The organism is Caldimonas brevitalea (assembly GCF_001017435.1).
Lineage (GTDB): Bacteria > Pseudomonadota > Gammaproteobacteria > Burkholderiales > Burkholderiaceae_C > Caldimonas > Caldimonas brevitalea.
Genome location: NZ_CP011371.1, coordinates 2,581,014 through 2,597,613 on the forward strand (window position 1 = coordinate 2,581,014; position 16,600 = coordinate 2,597,613).

The window sequence follows — 16,600 nt, forward strand, 5'->3', positions numbered from 1 at the left end:
TTTGACATCCTCTGACACGGCGAATCCGACTCCAACCCGCACGGTGCTCGTGGGCGTGGACCTCGGTCCCGGCTCGCCTTTCGATCCCACTCTCGACGAACTCGCTTTGCTGGCCGAATCGGCCGGCGACACCCCCGTTGCTCGCCTGACCGCCAAGCGCAAGGCGCCCGACGCCGCGCTGTTCGTCGGCGAGGGCAAGGCCGACGAGATCAAGGCCCTGGTCACCGCCCACGACGCCCAATCGGTGCTGTTCGACCAGGCCCTGTCCCCCGCCCAGCAACGCAATCTCGAACGCCACCTCGGCGTGCCGGTGGCGGACCGGACGATGTTGATCCTCGAGATCTTCGGCCGGCGTGCGCAAAGCCACGAAGGCAAGCTGCAGGTCGAACTGGCCCGGCTGCAATATCTGTCGACGCGGCTGGTACGCCGCTGGACCCACCTGGAGCGTCAGCGCGGCGGCGTGGGGCACCGTGGCGGCCCCGGCGAAGCGCAGATCGAACTGGACCGGCGCATGATCGCGCAGCGCATCAAGGCGCTGAAGTTCCAGCTCGAGAAGGTCAAGCGCCAGCGCAACACGCAGCGCCGCTCGCGCGAGCGCAGTGGCACCTTCCGTGTCTCGCTGGTCGGCTACACCAACGCCGGCAAGTCGACGTTGTTCAACGCGCTGGTGAAGGCGCGCAGCTACGCGGCCAACCAGCTGTTCGCGACGCTCGACACCACCACACGGCAGATGTACCTGGCCGATGCCGAGCGTTCGGTGTCGCTGTCGGACACTGTCGGCTTCATCCGCGACCTGCCGCACACGCTGGTCGAGGCTTTCCAGGCCACCCTGCAGGAGGCGGCCGATGCCGACCTGCTGCTGCATGTGGTCGACGCCGCCAGCCCGGTGTGGCGCGAGCAGATCGACGAAGTACAGCGGGTGCTGCGCGAAATCGGTGCCAACGACTTGCCGCAGCTGCTCGTGTTCAACAAGCTCGACGCCTTGCCCGACAGCCAGCGGCCTCGTCAGCGCGTCGACGCCTTCGAAATCGAACCGCACCGCCCTGCGCACCGCGTGTTCGTCAGTGCTGCCCAAGGAGAGGGGTTGGACGATTTGCGTCGTTTGATCGCCGAGGCAGCGACGGGTGCGCTGCCACTGCCCCAGCCCGGGCCGCCTGACAGCAGCGCTGAACCGCATCCAGAACAGAGCGTCGAAGGGGGCGGCGACACGGCCCCACCGGCGCAGAATTCCGTATCAAACGCACGAGCATGAACACTAGCAACTCTTATGCGTCCCGCACCTCGGCAAGCCCGCGTTTCCCAGCGCGGGCGTTGGCCGTTCTGGTCGCATTCAAAGTCGCCGTGCTGGCGACCGCGGCCCGTGGGGCGCAGCGACTGTTCAATTTGAACGACCCGCGCTGGGGCCGCAGCCTCGAGCCGCAGCGCAACGAGCCCACACGCAACCAGGGCCCGGGCGGCGGACGCAACGACGGCCCGCCCGACCTCGACGAGATCTGGCGCGACTTCAACCGCCGCCTCAGTGGCATGTTCGGCGGCCGCTCTGGCGGGCCGGGCCCGAACGGTTCGGGCGACGGTGGTTCCTTCCCTCCCGGCATGCGGGGGGCCGGCATCAGCGCCTTGTTGATCGGCGCGGTGGTGCTGCTGATCTGGCTGGTCAGCGGTTTTTTCATCGTCCAGGAAGGCCACCAGGCGGTGGTCATGTCCTTCGGCCGCTACAGCCACACGGCGGAGGCCGGGTTCAAGTGGCGCATGCCCTATCCCTTCCAGTCGCACGAGATCGTCCCCGTGACGCAGCTGCGCTCGGTCGAGGTGGGCAGCAATTCGGTGGTGCAGCAAACCGGCTTGCGCGACTCGTCGATGCTGACGCAGGACGAAAACATCGTCGACATCCGTTTCACCGTCCAATACCGCATCAAGGACGTGAAGCAGTACATCTTCGAAAACCGCCGTCCCGACGACGCAGTGGTGCAGGCAGCCGAGTCGGCGGTGCGCGAGATCGTCGGCCGCAGCAACATGGACTCGGTGCTCTATGAGCAGCGCGATGCCATCGCGGCCGATCTGGTCAAGTCCACGCAAGCGCAGCTCGACCGGCTGAATGCGGGCATCCAGGTCGCCAGCGTCAACGTGCAGAGCGTGCAGCCGCCCGAGCAGGTGCAATCCGACTTCGACGACGCCTTCCGCGCCGGCGCCGATCGCGAGCGCCTGAAGAACGAGGCGCAGGCCTACGCCAATGAAGTGATTCCCAAGGCGCAGGGCACGGCGTCGCGACTGCGCGAAGAGGCCAAGGGTTACGCGGCCCGCGTGGTGTCGCAGGCCGAAGGTGACGCCGACCGCTTCAACAGCGTGCTGACCGAGTACGCCAAGGCACCGGGCGTCACGCGCGACCGCCTCTATCTCGACACCATGACGCACATCTATTCGAATGCCACCAAGGTGTTGATCGACACGCGCAGCAACAGCAATCTGCTCTACCTGCCGCTCGACAAGCTGATCCAGCAGGCCGGTGGCGGCAATGGCAGCAGCCAGCCTGCGGCGCCGACCGCCACGCCGCCGGGCAGCACCGACCCGGTGCCCGTGCCGTCCTCGTCTGCCCCCGTCGAGACGCGTTCGCGTGACAACCAGCGCAGCCGCGAGCGCGAAAGCCGCTGAGACCGAGACCCACAAGCGAAGAGAAGCACATGAATCGCATCGGTTTGATTGTTTCGACCCTGCTGCTGCTGGTCGTCATCGCAGGCTCCACGCTGTTCGTCGTCGACCAGCGCCAGTTTGCGGTCGTCTATGCCCTAGGCGAAATCAAGGAAGTGATCGTCGCCCCCGGCCTCAAGGTCAAGATGCCGCCGCCGTTCCAGAACGTGGTCTTGCTCGACCGTCGCGTGCAGACGCTCGACAGCCCTGAAACGCGCCCCATCTTCACGGCCGAAAAGAAGAGCCTGGTGATCGACTGGCTGGTGAAGTGGCGCATCGTCGACCCGCGCCAGTTCATCCGCAACAACGGCGTCGACATGCGCAACGCCGAGTCGCGCCTGGCGCCTATCGTGCAGGCGGCCTTCAACGAAGAGGTGACGCGCCGCACCGTGCGCCAGGTGCTGGCCACCGACCGCGAGAAGGTGATGCAGGACGTGCGCAAGCGTTTGGCCGACGACGCCAAGGGCTTCGGTATCGAGATCGTCGACGTGCGCACCAAGCGCGTCGATTTCTCGTCCAACATCACCGACTCGGTCTACCGGCGTATGGGGTCCGAGCGCAAGCGCGTCGCCAGCGAGCTGCGCTCCACCGGGGCCGCCGAAGGCGAACAGATCCGCGCCGATGCCGACCGCCAGCGCGACATCATCATCGCCGAGGCGTACCGCGAGGCCGAGAAGGTCAAGGGTGAGGGCGATGCGAAGGCATCGGCCCTCTACGCCTCGGCGTTCGGGCAAGACCCCCAGTTCGCGCACTTCTACCGCAGCCTCGAGGCCTACCGCAAAAGCTTCCGCAACCGCGGCGACGTGATGGTGCTGGACCCGGCGAGCAACGACTTCTTCCGAACCATGCGCGGCGCCGGCCCCGCGGCAGCGCCACGCAAGTGATGCGCCCCAGATGACGGACGCCCTGTGGTTGGCGTTGGCGCTGGTGTTGGTCTTCGAAGGACTGCTGCCCCTGCTCAGCCCGGCGCGCTGGCGCCGCGTGTTTGAGCAGGCGCTGCGACTGCACGACGGCCAGATCCGCTTCCTGGGTCTGGCCAGTGTTTTGGCCGGCTTGCTGCTGTTGGGCCTGCTTAGCTGACGCGCCTGGCGGGGCCCGGCCTCGCGGGGTCCTTACGCCCCGGTACAATCACGTTTTCAATCCCCCGGTGGTTTTTATGTCGTCTGCTTGGCTGCTGCCCGAGCACATTGCCGATGTCTTGCCCTCCGAGGCCCGACGTATCGAGGAACTGCGCCGCACCTTGCTCGACGTGGCGCGCAGCTACGGCTATGAGCTGGTGATGCCGCCGCTGCTCGAATACCTCGAGTCGCTGCTGTCGGGCACCGGGCGCGCGCTGGATTTGCGCACCTTCAAGCTGGTGGACCAGCTCAGTGGCCGCACCATGGGTGTGCGCGCGGACACCACACCGCAAGTGGCCCGCATCGACGCCCATCTGCTGAATCGCAAAGGCGTGACGCGCTTGTGCTATTGCGGCCCGGTGCTGCACACCACACCGTCCGGCCTGCAGGCCACCCGCGAGCCGCTGCAGTTCGGGGCCGAGATCTACGGCCATGCCGGGCTGGAGGCCGACCTCGAAGCCCAGGAACTGGCCCTCGAAGGGCTGCAACGGCTCGGCCTCGGGCCGCTGATCCTCGACCTTGCCGACACCCGCATCGTGCGCGCCTTGCTGACCGGCGTGCCAGTCGATGCTGTCGTGCTCGACCAGCTCTACACGGCGCTGGCGGCCAAGGACAACGCGGTGCTCGCCGAGCTGACGCGCGACTTTCCGGCCGACAGCCGTGCTGGCCTGCTGACGCTGACACGGCTGTACGGCGACGCCGAGGTGCTGGCCGAAGCCGAGCGCGTATTGCCGGCGCACCCCGGCATCCAGGCCTCGCTGGCCGATCTGCGTTGGTTGGTCGACCGCATCCGCTATGCCCACCCCGATGTCCGCATCGGCTTCGACTTTGCCGATCTGAGCGGTTATGCCTATTACAGCGGCGCCCGTTTCGCGATCTACGCTGCGGGCTGCAGCGACGCGCTGGTGCGCGGCGGTCGCTACGACGAGGTGGGCGCGGTGTTCGGTCGCAACCGGCCGGCGGCCGGTTTCAGCACCGACCTCAAGGAATTGGCGGGTTTGGCCCGCGTCCAAGGCACCCGCGCGGCCATCCGCGCGCCGTGGGGCCAGGACGAGAGCCTTCGACAGGTGATTCGCCGACTGCGGGAGCAGGGCGAGACGGTGGTTTGCGTGCTGCCGGGGCACGAGCACGAGGTGCAAGAGTTCGAGTGCGACCGCGAGCTCGTGTCGGCGAACGGCCAATGGGCCGTTCAGCCTCTCTGAACGACGGCGGGCGTCTGCCTACCGCACACTTTCATTTTTCAGGAACGTTTCCATGACGCAGCAAGACCGTGGGCGCAACGTCGTCGTGATCGGCACCCAGTGGGGTGACGAAGGCAAGGGCAAGGTGGTGGACTGGTTGACCGACCACGCGGGTGGCGTGGTGCGCTTCCAGGGGGGGCACAACGCCGGCCATACGCTGGTCATCAAGGGCAAGAAGACCGCGCTGCAGCTGATCCCGTCGGGCATCATGCGCGACGGCGTGGCCTGCTACATCGGCAATGGTGTGGTGGTCGACCCGTCGCATCTGCTGCTCGAGATCGAGCGGCTCGAAGCCGCCGGTCTGGAGGTGCGCTCGCGCCTGTTCATCAGCGAGTCGTGCCCGCTGATCCTGCCGTTCCACGTCGAGATCGACCGTGCCCGCGAGGCGCTGCGGGAGTCGAGCGGTGCCGGCAAGATCGGCACCACCGGCAAGGGCATCGGCCCTGCCTATGAAGACAAGGTGGCCCGGCGTGCGCTGCGGGTGCAGGACCTGAAGCATCCCGAGCGTTTCGCGAAGAAGCTGCGCGAGCTGCTGGAGCTGCACAACTTCGTGCTGAAGGGCTACCTGCACGCCGAGGCGCTCGAGTTCCAACCGATCTTCGACCACGCCATGAAGGTGGCCGAGCAGCTCAAGCCCATGCTCGCCGACGTCGGCGTGCGCATCGCCGAGATCAACCAGCGCGGCGCCAACGTGCTGTTCGAAGGCGCGCAAGGCACGCTGCTGGACATCGATCACGGCACCTATCCCTACGTCACGTCGAGCAACTGCGTCGCGGGCAACGCGGCGGCCGGCTCCGGCGTCGGCCCCGACAAGCTGCACTACATCCTCGGCATCACCAAGGCCTATACCACCCGTGTGGGGAGCGGCCCGTTCCCGACCGAGTTGCCGATCGACGAGGCGGGCACGATCGGTCACCACCTGTCGACCGTGGGCCAGGAGCGGGGCACGGTGACCGGCCGCGCGCGTCGTTGCGGCTGGCTCGACGCCGCAGCCCTGAAGCGTTCGATCCTGATCAACGGCGTGTCGGGCCTGTGCATCACCAAGCTCGACGTGCTCGACGGCCTGAGCGAGATCCAGGTGTGCGTGGGCTACCAACTCGGCGCCGAACGTGTCGACATCTTGCCGTTGGATGCCGATGACATCGTGGCCTGCCGGCCGATCTACGAAAGCTTTCCGGGTTGGAGCGACAGCACCGCCGGCGTGACGCAGTGGGAGCAATTGCCGCTCAATGCACGTCGTTACCTCGAAAGGGTTCAGGAAATCGTCGGCGCGCCGATAGACATGGTGTCGACCGGCCCGGACCGCGACCACACCATCCTGCTGCGTCACCCGTACAAGGCGTGACGCGGGGCCGGCCCATCGATCCGTACGCCGCACGACGCCTGTGCTCAAGACGTTTTAGCCCGCATTAGGAATTCGCATGCTGACCGACGACGGCAAACATCTCTACGTCTCCTGGGACGAGTACCACATGCTCATCGAGCGCCTCGCGCTCAAGGTGCACAACTCGGGGTGGCAGTTCGACCAAATCCTGTGCCTGGCCCGTGGTGGCATGCGCCCCGGCGACATCCTGTCGCGCGTGTTCGACAAGCCTTTGGCCATCATGTCGACCAGTTCTTACCGGGCCGAGGCGGGCACGATCCAGGGCCGGCTCGACATGGCCAAGTACATCACGATGCCCAAGGGCGAGTTGGCCGGACGCGTGCTGCTGGTCGACGACCTGGCCGACTCCGGCATCACGCTGCGCGCGGTGGTCGAGCGCCTGCGCGGCACGCCTTCGATCCGCGAACTGCGCTCGGCGGTGATCTGGGTGAAGGGCGTGTCGACCTACACGCCCGACTATTTCGTCGAGAACCTGCCCACCAGCCCCTGGATCCATCAACCCTTCGAGGATTACGACGCGCTGCGGCCCGAGGGCTTGGCCAAGAAGTACGAAGTGTGATGCCAGCTCGGCGGTCGCTGCTGCTGCGCGATCGGGGCTGACGACGACAACAGGGCTGGTGCCGCTTGCAAGAGGGGCCCAGCCCTGTTGTCATTCGGGCCGCAGCAGAACAACGCTGATTGGCGGGCCAGCGGCGTCACCGCGCGCGGAGGTGCCGGGTGAGGAAGGAGGGCGCCGCTTGAAGGAGGGCACCGCTTCGGCACGCCGTATGCAGGCAGGGTCGTGACTTGAGCGACATCCGAGCGTCGCGCACAATCGACGCTCAGGCAGCAGCAGGAGGCTTTCGGCCCCTGCCGCCACCGGGGCAGCGCGCGCGACGACGTGCGTGTCAGCTCGGTCGCTTCCGTGTCTTTCGGACATGCTCGCTACACAAGCCGTTTTCGATGTCAGCCGCAGCCGACTCTCTCGCCCTTGGAGCCCTAGTGCTCGACGACGCACCACGAGCCCTGCTGCTCGACGACACACTAAGGTACGCCGGCCAACAAAAAAGCCCCGTATCTTGCGATACGAGGCTTTTGTGTCTGGTGCCCAGGAGAGGACTCGAACCTCCACGGAGTTACCCGCTAGTACCTGAAACTAGTGCGTCTACCAATTCCGCCACCTGGGCTATGCGGTGTTGAACTTGTTTGTTAAGCTCTGCACCGAACAGAAGGAAATTCTATCATCAAAAATTCAAACTCTGCAAGCCCCCCCGCGACGGGCGCTCTGATGAGCGAAGTCGAAGGCACAGTTCAAGGCCACCGCGATGGCCACGGCTTCTTGCTGCGGGACAATCGTGAAGCCGATGTTTATCTCTCGCCGCAGGAAATGCGCGCCGTCCTGCACCGCGACCGGGTCCGCGTGCGCATCATCCGCTACGACCGGCGCGGACGGCCCGAAGGCCGTGTGCTCGAGATCCTGGAGCGCAAGAAGTCGCCCATCATCGGCCGCCTCTTGCACGAGAGTGGCGCCTGGATCGTGGCGCCGGAAGACAAGCGCTACGGCCAGGACATCCTGATTCCGAAAAACGCCATCCTCGACGCGCAAGCCGGGCAGGTGGTGGCGGTCGAACTGACCGAGCCGCCGTCGCTGTATTCGCAACCGGTGGGCCGTGTCACCGAGGTGCTCGGCGAGATCGACGACCCGGGCATGGAGATCGAGATCGCGGTGCGCAAATACGAAGTGCCGCATCAGTTCTCGCCCGAAACGCTGGCCCAGGCCGCCAAGCTGCCCGACAGCATCCGCACCGCCGACTGCAAGCACCGCATCGACCTGCGCGACGTTCCCCTCGTGACCATCGACGGCGAAGACGCGCGCGATTTCGACGATGCCGTTTACTGCGAGCCCGCCAAGGTCGGCCGCACCAAGGGTTGGCGCCTGGTGGTGGCGATCGCCGACGTCAGCCACTATGTGAAGCCCGGCGAGCCGCTGGACGTCGACGCTTATGAGCGCGCCACCTCGGTCTACTTCCCGCGCCGCGTGATTCCCATGCTGCCCGAGAAGCTGTCCAACGGACTGTGTTCGTTGAACCCGGACGAAGACCGGCTGGCGATGGTCTGCGACATGCTGATCAACGCCAAGGGTGAGCTTCACGCCTACCAGTTCTTCCCGGCGGTGATGCGCTCGCATGCCCGCTTCACGTATACCGAAGTGGCCGCCATCCTCGGCAACACCCGAGGCCCCGAGGCCGAACGCCGTCGTGAGCTGGTGCCCCATCTGCTGCACCTGCACGAGGTCTACCGCGCGCTGCTGCGCCAGCGGGCCGAGCGCGGTGCGGTCGACTTCGAGACCACCGAAACGCAGATCGTCTGCGACGACAACGGCCGCATCGAGAAGATCGTGCCGCGGGTGCGCAACGAGGCCCACCGTCTGATCGAAGAGTCGATGCTGGCGGCCAACGTCTGCTCGGCCGACTTCATCGCCCGCGCCAACCATCCGGCGCTGTTTCGCGTGCACGAAGGCCCGACGCCCGAGAAGCGCACGATCTTGCAGAACTATCTGAAGGCGCTGGGCATCGGCATGGGCATCAGCGACGATCCCAAGCCGGCCGAGTTCCAGGCGCTGGCGCAGGCCACCAAGGAGCGGCCCGACGCCCAGCAGATCCACACCATGCTGCTGCGCTCGATGCAGCAAGCCATCTATACGCCGGCCAACAGCGGCCACTTCGGGCTGGCCTACGAGGCCTATACGCACTTCACCAGCCCGATCCGCCGCTATCCTGATCTGCTGGTGCACCGGGTCATCAAGGCCTTGCTGCTGGGCAAGCGCTACACGCTGGGCGGTGTGCCGAGCGAAGAAGCGCCCAAGCGCAGCCGCAAGACGCCCGCGCACGAGACTGCGCAGTGGGAAGCCGCTGGCATCCATTGCAGCACCTGCGAGCGGCGCGCCGACGAAGCCTCGCGTGACGTCGAAGCCTGGCTCAAGTGCAAGTTCATGCGCGAGCACCTCGGCGAGGAGTACAGCGGCACGATCAGCGCGGTCACGACCTTCGGGTTGTTTGTGCAGCTCGACGCCTTGTACGTCGAAGGCCTGGTGCACATCACCGAGCTGGGGGGCGAGTACTACCGCTTCGACGAAGTGCGCCAGGAACTGCGTGGCGAGCGCACCGGGGTGCGCTATGCCGTGGGTGGGCGGGTGCGGGTGCAGGTCAGCCGTGTCGACCTCGACGGCCGCAAGATCGACTTCCGCATGGTGCGCGAGACCGAAGACGAGCGCCTCATCTCGCGCGCGATGCGCGACAAGGGCGGTGGCAAGCAGGCCGAACTCAAGGGCGTGCAGGAGGCCGACCGTGAAGTGAAGGCGCGCGGGCGGGCGGCTGGCAAGGGCAGCACGGGCGGCAAGCGCGGGGGTGGTGCCAAGGCGCACCCGCTGCAGGCGGCCAAGAGCGCCGCGAAAAAGGCGCGCTCACGGCGGTCTTGAGAGGGCGAGAGCGACCCCCATTCGGAGTCCAGGGCGTGTCGCACATGTCGTGCGGCCTCTGGTCCCGAGACGTCGTTTGCTGCATGTTCGAGTCCCCCTTACGGGGGATCCCTCCCCTGAGGGATCGGTGGCACCCTTCATGCTTCGGTGAACCTGCATGGAACAACAAGGTGCAACACTTAGGCAAACCGGAAGCTCCCGCCGCCCTTGATTTCCAGGACGTCATGGACATCCTCGGCACCATTTTTCTTTGGTGCTTTCTCTGCCTCGTCAGCGCCATCGGCTGGTCGTGGCTCCATCAGCGCTGGATCGACGCCGAGACCATCCGCAGTGCCGAGGGCATTGCGGCGGCAGGGCTCCACGCGCTGATCGCGCTCGGCTTCTACCTGGCGGTGCAGCGGGGGCGTCTGGAGGCGTTGCGACAGAAATGTTCGATCTCATCGTTCGGGTCACTCACGAAGCGAAGCAGTGCCGAGCGACGCGGTCTGCCAGGTGCTGCCGCCACTGATCTGCCATCCGGTTCGCTCGGCGCTGGTTGAGGTACCTGAGCACGTGCTCGACGTTGTCCTGCGGGGCGGCCCATTCAACGTCTTTAGGCCCGTCCAGCGCCTGCGCCGGTCCGAGCCCGCCCTCCGACCGTTCGCACTGACACTCGCCCCAGCCGCTACCCGACGGCCCGGCCCAGCACACCGATAAGCGCACTGGCCGACAACGGGCCCCGGGTGTCTCGTCCGAGGGCCAGCCACCGGTCGGCCGCCGCGCCATGTTCGTACACCGCCAGCACCGCGGCATCGCGGGCCTCCAGGCCTTGGGCCCAGCGGCCCCCCAGCCAGCCGGCCAGCACATCGCCAGTGCCGGCGCTGGCGAGCGCGGCGTTGCCGCTGCCGTTGACGGCGGGACGTCTGCCCGGTGCCGCCACGACACTGCCCGAGCCTTTCAAGACCACCGTGCAGGTGAGCCGTTCGGCGAGCCGCACGGCCGCCTGCAGCCGGTCCGCCTGGACCTCCTGCGTGGTGCAGCCCAACAGGCGAGCGGCTTCCAATGGGTGTGGTGTCAGGATCGTCGCGAGGCCTTGCGCCGAGCGCGCCCGCAGGAGATGTGCGAGTTGGGTGTCGGCCGCCACCTGGTTGAGGGCGTCGGCATCCAGCACCACGCGAGCCGCCCGCTCCAGCACGCCGGGCAGGACGGCCGCCACCGCGTCGCCGCCCCCGCAGCCGCAGACGACGGTCAACGACGTCGCGTCCATCCGCTCGAATGCACCCGGCTCGCGAAACATCAACTCGGGTGCGAGTGCATCGTGGCGCAGGGCGGCCGGGTCGAGCAGCGCCGTGTAGACGCGTCCCGCGCCGGCGGCGAGGGCGGCCCGTGCCGCCAGCAGCGCCGCCCCCGTCATGCTCGGCGCGCCGCCCACCACCAACACGTCGCCGAAGCTGCCCTTGTGCTGCGCGTGGGCGCGTGGCGGCAGCAGGGCGAGCGCGGCAGCCTCGCCGCTCAACTCGGCAAGCGGGTCGAGGCGGGGGGTCACACCGAGATCGTCGAACCACACGGTGCCGGCGAGGTCGCGGCCGTGCCCGGTGAACAAGCCGGGCTTGAGCGTCAGCAGGGCGAGGGTATGGGTGGCCCGGACGCAGGTGGCGATGTCACCGCCCACCGGCTGGCCGGTCTCCGCGTCGAGGCCGGTCGGCAGGTCCAGGGCCAGCACCGGGCCGGGCCATGCGCGCAGCTGCGCCACAGCGCTGGCGAGCAGACCTTCCGGACGGCGGCGGCTGCTGCTGCCCAGACCCAGCAAGGCGTCGATGGCGAGGTCAGCAGGGGCGGCGGACGGCAAGGCTGCCGGGTCGCCCGGGGTGACCACCACCCCGGCCGCCCGGGCGCGCTGCAAGGCGGCTGCCGCGTCCGCCGGCAGTCGGTCGGGATCGGCCAGCAAGCTGACGCTGACCGACTTACCGGCCTGCGTGAGCCGCAGCGCCGCTTCCAGTCCGTCGCCGCCGTTGTTGCCTGGCCCGGCCGCAACCCACACCCGTCGTGCATGCGGCGCCATCGCGAGGGCGAGTCGCGCGCTGGCCTCGCCGGCCCTGCGCATCAGGGTGTGGGGTGGCAATGCCGGATGTGCGGCTGCTTCGACGGCGCGACTGTCGTCGCGGCCATACAAGGGCCACGAGCCGGTGCTGCCAGCCCCTGGTGGCAGGATGCGGCGCAGCCGCGGTGCCGAGGGCGGCGGGTCGACGGGCAGGGCCTGCAGGTCGGGTGAGTTCATGGTGCAACGATAACGCTAGGCGCCAGGCCTGCGTGCAGCGCAGTCGTCCTGGCGAACCGCTGCCGCCATGGGCACCTGCCTCCAGGCCGTTCACATGGACATGAAAGGCCCGCTCACCTCGTAGGTGATGCCGAAGCCGAAGCTGCCCCGCTGGGAGCTGAAATACAACCGGCTGCCGTCGGGGCTGAAGGCCGGCCCGGTGATCTCCGAGTCATCCTGACCCTCGACCTTGAGCAGCGGGGCCACCTTGCCGTCGGGCGCAATGACCACCACCTGCATGCTGCCACCGTCCTCGGCCACATACACCTCACCGCGACGGGACACCACCAGGTTGTCGACGCCCGACAGCACCGGGTCGGCAGCGGTGGCGGCGTCGTAGACGATGTCGAGCCGGTCGCTGGCGGTGTGCAAGGCCCACACGCGGTTGTCGCCCTTGGTCGTGAAGTAGACCGTGCCCTGGTGGTACCAGATGCCTTCACCGCCGTTGAAGGCGCTGCTGTCGGGCACTTGCCGGCGGGTGCGGAGACCGAAGGTGCGCGGGTTCGGCGACGGCACCGGCAACCACTGCAGCGCATAAGGCGCGCCAGTGCCGACGCGGCGTGCCACTTCCAGCGTGCCGGCGTCGAGACGGCCCGGTTGGGTCGGCCGGAAACGGTAGAGGCGGCCGTCGGCCTTGTCTTCGGTCAGGTACAGGTAGCCGGTGGTGGTGTCCACCGTGACGGCCTCATGATCGAACCAGCCCAGTGCGTCGCGCGCCACCGCCGGCCGTTCGCCGGTCGGGTCGCACTCGTAGACACGGCCGCGGTCGGTTTCTTCGCAGGTCAGCCAGGTGCCCCACGGCGTCGGCCCGCCGGCACAGTTGCGGTTGGTATGGCTGCAGATGCGGTAGGCCTTGCGGATGGCGCCCGTGGCGTCGAAGTCGATCGCACTGACGCCGCCTGCGCCCAGTGCACGCTCGGAGTTCGAGACGTAGATCCACCCGCCGTCGGTGCTCGGGAAGGTCGCGCCACCGTCCGGGGCGCCATGCCAGACATACGACGTCGACCCGACGCGCAGGCCGGTGCGCGCGATCACGCGCGAGGTGAAGCCGGCCGGCAGGCGCAAACCGTCGGCGTTGGGTGGCAGCAGTTCACCGAAACCGCCGGCGCCGACGATGCGCAGCAGTTGGCCGTCGACGCGCGGGTTGGCCGGCACCGCGGGCAGGCCGCTGGCCCAGGCCGTGGGGCTGCCGATCGCGAGCAGGCCGCCGGTCAACAGCGAGGTGCGCAGGAACGCGCGACGGTCGTGGGAAGGGGTCTCGAACAAGTCGCTCATGGGCTTTCGATCTGGGAGTGGAGAGCCTGCCGTCGTGCGCGGTGTGCGGTGCGGCGGCAGCGCGGGCGCCGCGGGGATTCCGGGCTGGGGCAGTGTGTCGAGGTCGTGTGACGGGACCGTGCCGAAACCCTGCAGCGCGTGGGGCAGACTGTCATGATCGAAGCGTCGCCGTGTATCGAAATGCGGGCTCGAGGTGGCGGGTGAGGCCCGCCGTGAGCAGGGTGCGCGATCGGGGCATGAGGAGCGCATGCGCGCTGTGCTGATGACAGCTTGGCGCTTGTCGGTCAACCAGGTGCCCCGCGCGTGCGGTCGTGGAACAGGGCCTCGAGGTTGTTGCCTTCCGTATCGAGCACGAAAGCGGCGTGGTCGCCGGCGTGGTCCTGCGGCCGGTAGCCGGGCGCGCCGTTGCGACGCTCACCAGGCAAACCGTCGTTCGGGGCCGCGCGATCTTGCCGCTGCCGCGTCAGCGCAGCCGCCGCAGTTCAAAGGCGGCCAGCGGCAGGTCAGGCTCGCGGCCGGCGATGCGGTCGGCCAACAGCCGGGCGGCGCCGCATGACAAGGCCCAGCCCTGCGTGCCATGGCCGAGGTTGAGCCACACGCCGGGGGCGTCGCTCTGCCCCAGCACCGGCATGCCGTCCGGCAAGGCCGGGGTCGCGCCTTTCCAGGCCTGCGCGTGGTTCTTCTGCGCCGAACCGGGGAACCAGCGGTCCAAGGCCTGGTAGAGCGGTCGCAAGCGGGCTTCGTGATGCTCGTGCGCGGCTGTGCCGATCTCGATGCCGCCGGCCACGCGGACACGCTGGCCCAGGCGCGCGATCGACACGCCGTGCTGCGCGTCGGTCACGGCCGCGCGCGGCCCGCGGTCGAGGTCGCGCAGGCTCGCGGTGATGGAGTAGCCGTAGACCGGCAACAGGGGCAGGCGCAGCCCAAGCTGCTGCAGCAAGGGCGCGGCCTGGACGCCGGCGCACAACAGCACCGCGTCGTAGGCCTCCCGTGCGTCGCGCGCGGCTTCCCGCGCGGCGGCGACGTGGCGGCTCGACATGAACGCCGTGGTCGACTGCAAGGTGATGCTGCGCAACGAGGGGCGTTCACCCGGCATGACCTCGATCACTTCGGTCGAGAAGCGGAACTCCACGCCCATGCGTTCGGCCACCTCTTTCAGCAGGTGGGCGAACTGCCGGCAGTTGCCCACTTCGTCATTGGGCAGGTAGAGGCCGCCGGCGATGTTGGCATTCAGCGGCAGCGCCGGCTCGATGACGCGGCAGGCGGTCGGATCCAGCACCCGGGCCTCGATGCCGCGCGCCTTCAGTTCGAGCAAGCTCTGCTGCGCTTCGGACAGTTGGCTGCTGCGCGATAGCAGCACCAGATGGCCTTCGGCGCGCTCGTAGTCGAGCTTGTGGCCCACCACCACCTTGCGCAGATGCTGCTGACCGTAGCGCGCCAGCTCGCCGAGGCTTTTGTGCGCCGCCGCGCGACGGCTCGGCGCCACCGCCTGTCGCGCTTGCCAAAGCCAGCGCCACGCGGCGGTGTCCCAGCCGGGGCGTAAATGGGCCTCCGGCCGCAGCCCCCAGCGCCCACCCCGCTCGGTCAGCGGCGGCGCGCCGTCGAAAGGGCCCGGCCCGGTGAGGCTCGGCGCCACCAGCCCGAGCTGGGCAAAACTGGCTTCCGCCGCCACGCTGCTGCGCCGTTCATAAACGGTCACATGGTGGCCTTGCGATGCCAGAGCATGGGCAGCGGTGACGCCGGCGATGCCGGCCCCGATCACGGCAACCCGCATCATGGCCTGCTCCCGGCGTGCTGCAAGGCCGCCTCGATGGCAAGGGAGACGTCGAGCACGGTGTCGTCACGCAAGGCGGTCGACCACACCATCAGGCCGACCGGCAACTCGTCCGGGCCGTGGCACGGCAACGACAGTGCGCAGCCGTCGAGCATGTTCACGACCGAGGGGTTGCGCAGCAGCAGGGCGTTGACGCGGAAGAACTCGGCGTCGTCGTCGGTGATTGACGCCAACGGCGGCGCCACGATGGGCACGGTGGGCGACAGCAGTGCGTCGTAGCCGTTCAACGTTTGCTGCATCGAGGCGATCCACGCCGAGCGCGCCTGCTGCAGGTCGATGTAGTCCGCGGCACTCATGGCCGCACCGCGCTCGATGCGCTGCGCCACGCGTGGGTCGTAGCGGTGGCGCTCGGTCGCCAGGCGCCGACGGTGCCATGACCAGCTCTCCGCCGCAGCAAAGCCGCCGCTCGACTGGATCTGGCTCAGCTGCTCGATGTGGCTCAGCTCGAGTTCCTCCACCCGGGCACCTTGGCGCCGCAGCGTGGCGAGGGTGCGCTCGAAGGCCGCGGCCACCGTGGTGTCCAGGCCGTCGAGCAAGGTCGTGCGCACCACCGCAAGGCGCCAGCCGGACAGCGGGCGGCAGGAGAGGGCGACGCGCCGGTCGGCCAGCACCTCGTGGAGCAAGACCGCGTCGCGCACCGAGTGGGTGATGGCACAGGCGGTGTCGAGTGTGGTCGACAGCGGCACGGCGCCGTCCAGCGGCGTCAGCCGGGCCGTGTTCTTGAAACCGACCAGTCCCTGGAGGGCAGCCGGCACGCGGATCGAGCCGCCGGTGTCGGATCCGAGCGCCGCCCATGCGGCACCTGTGCTCACCGACACCGCGGCGCCCGAGCTGGAGCCGCCGGGGATGCGCGGCGTGGCGGGGTCGAGCGCCGCGGTGACCGGGTTGGCCGGCGTGCCGTGATGCGGATTCCAGCCCACGCCGGAAAACGCGAACTCGGTCATGTTGGTGTGGCCCACGAGCGCCGCGCCGGCGCGACGCAGCCGGGCCACGGCCGCCGCGTCCCGCTCTGCAGGACGGTCTGCGGGCAGGACGATCGAGCCTGCGGTGGTCGGGTGTCCCGCCACGTCGAACAAATCCTTGATGCTGACGGCCAGGCCGGCGAGAGGGGGCAGCGGTACGCCGGCTGCACGGGCGTGGTCTGCCGCCTGCGCGGCCGCTTCCGCCTGGGGCCAGAAATGACGTAAGAACGCGTGTCGGCTGGCCGGCAGGGCAGCCGCAGCGCGTGCGCGGTCCAGCCATTCGGCAGCGCTTTCGCGGCCCGCGAGGAGGGCGTCGCGAACCGAGGTGAGGTCGGGGTGCATTGGAGC

13 protein-coding genes and 1 tRNA gene are annotated in these 16,600 nt (G+C 68.4%); 9 read left to right on the forward strand and 5 right to left on the reverse strand.

Annotated features, from left to right (window positions below; translation table 11 throughout):
• The first annotated feature begins 1 nt into the window (after position 1).
• The 7 genes from hflX to AAW51_RS11495 all read left to right on the forward strand — a co-directional run bounded on the left by hflX (position 2) and on the right by AAW51_RS11495 (position 6,987).
• Positions 2-1,252 carry a GTPase HflX gene (hflX, locus tag AAW51_RS11465; protein WP_047197683.1) on the forward strand — a complete coding sequence of 417 codons (1,251 nt, stop codon included), beginning with the start codon at positions 2-4 and terminating at the stop codon, positions 1,250-1,252.
• Positions 1,249-2,649, forward strand: coding sequence for an FtsH protease activity modulator HflK (hflK, locus tag AAW51_RS11470; RefSeq protein ID WP_083438230.1), 1,401 nt, complete (start codon positions 1,249-1,251; stop codon positions 2,647-2,649). Before hflX ends, hflK begins: the two co-directional genes overlap by 4 nt.
• 29 nt (positions 2,650-2,678) lie before the next feature.
• Entirely contained in the window at positions 2,679-3,569 is an 891-nt protein-coding gene (hflC, locus tag AAW51_RS11475) for a protease modulator HflC (RefSeq protein ID WP_047194728.1), read from the forward strand.
• A 10-nt stretch (positions 3,570-3,579) separates the two neighbouring features.
• Positions 3,580-3,765 carry a DUF2065 domain-containing protein gene (locus AAW51_RS11480; RefSeq protein ID WP_047194729.1) on the forward strand — a complete coding sequence of 62 codons (186 nt, stop codon included), beginning with the start codon at positions 3,580-3,582 and terminating at the stop codon, positions 3,763-3,765.
• 76 nt (positions 3,766-3,841) lie between these two features.
• Positions 3,842-5,005 (forward strand): ATP phosphoribosyltransferase regulatory subunit, encoded by a 1,164-nt coding sequence (locus AAW51_RS11485; protein WP_047194730.1) that lies wholly within the window; start codon positions 3,842-3,844, stop codon positions 5,003-5,005.
• A gap of 52 nt (positions 5,006-5,057) precedes the next feature.
• Positions 5,058-6,389, forward strand: coding sequence for an adenylosuccinate synthase (locus AAW51_RS11490; protein WP_047194731.1), 1,332 nt, complete (start codon positions 5,058-5,060; stop codon positions 6,387-6,389).
• Between the two features lie 76 nt (positions 6,390-6,465).
• On the forward strand, positions 6,466-6,987 hold the full coding sequence (locus AAW51_RS11495) for a phosphoribosyltransferase (RefSeq protein ID WP_047194732.1): 522 nt from the start codon (positions 6,466-6,468) through the stop codon (positions 6,985-6,987).
• A 522-nt stretch (positions 6,988-7,509) separates the two neighbouring features.
• Here the strand turns inward: AAW51_RS11495 and AAW51_RS11500 are convergent.
• Positions 7,510-7,594: transfer RNA gene (locus AAW51_RS11500), tRNA-Leu, on the reverse strand.
• Positions 7,595-7,695: 101 nt separating this feature from the next.
• Between AAW51_RS11500 and rnr the strand changes: the two genes are divergently transcribed.
• On the forward strand, positions 7,696-9,885 hold the full coding sequence (gene rnr / locus AAW51_RS11505) for a ribonuclease R (protein WP_047194733.1): 2,190 nt from the start codon (positions 7,696-7,698) through the stop codon (positions 9,883-9,885).
• Positions 9,886-10,055: 170 nt separating this feature from the next.
• Positions 10,056-10,424 carry a hypothetical protein gene (locus AAW51_RS11510; RefSeq protein ID WP_047194734.1) on the forward strand — a complete coding sequence of 123 codons (369 nt, stop codon included), beginning with the start codon at positions 10,056-10,058 and terminating at the stop codon, positions 10,422-10,424.
• Between the two features lie 125 nt (positions 10,425-10,549).
• Here the strand turns inward: AAW51_RS11510 and AAW51_RS11515 are convergent, their stop codons facing one another.
• The 4 genes from AAW51_RS11515 to AAW51_RS11535 all read right to left on the reverse strand — a co-directional run bounded on the left by AAW51_RS11515 (position 10,550) and on the right by AAW51_RS11535 (position 16,594).
• Positions 10,550-12,142 carry an NAD(P)H-hydrate dehydratase gene (locus tag AAW51_RS11515; protein ID WP_083438231.1) on the reverse strand — a complete coding sequence of 531 codons (1,593 nt, stop codon included), beginning with the start codon at positions 12,140-12,142 and terminating at the stop codon, positions 10,550-10,552.
• Between the two features lie 90 nt (positions 12,143-12,232).
• Positions 12,233-13,456: an alkaline phosphatase PhoX gene (locus tag AAW51_RS11520; RefSeq protein WP_047194735.1), complete on the reverse strand. Its 1,224-nt coding sequence runs from the start codon at positions 13,454-13,456 to the stop codon at positions 12,233-12,235.
• Between the two features lie 463 nt (positions 13,457-13,919).
• Positions 13,920-15,233 (reverse strand): FAD-dependent oxidoreductase, encoded by a 1,314-nt coding sequence (locus AAW51_RS11530; RefSeq protein ID WP_083438232.1) that lies wholly within the window; start codon positions 15,231-15,233, stop codon positions 13,920-13,922.
• The gene (locus AAW51_RS11535) at positions 15,230-16,594 is read right to left on the reverse strand and encodes an amidase (RefSeq protein WP_047194737.1); all 1,365 of its coding nucleotides are present in this window, start codon (positions 16,592-16,594) and stop codon (positions 15,230-15,232) included. The genes AAW51_RS11530 and AAW51_RS11535 overlap by 4 nt, the downstream gene beginning before the upstream one ends.
• Between the last annotated feature and the right edge of the window lie 6 nt (positions 16,595-16,600).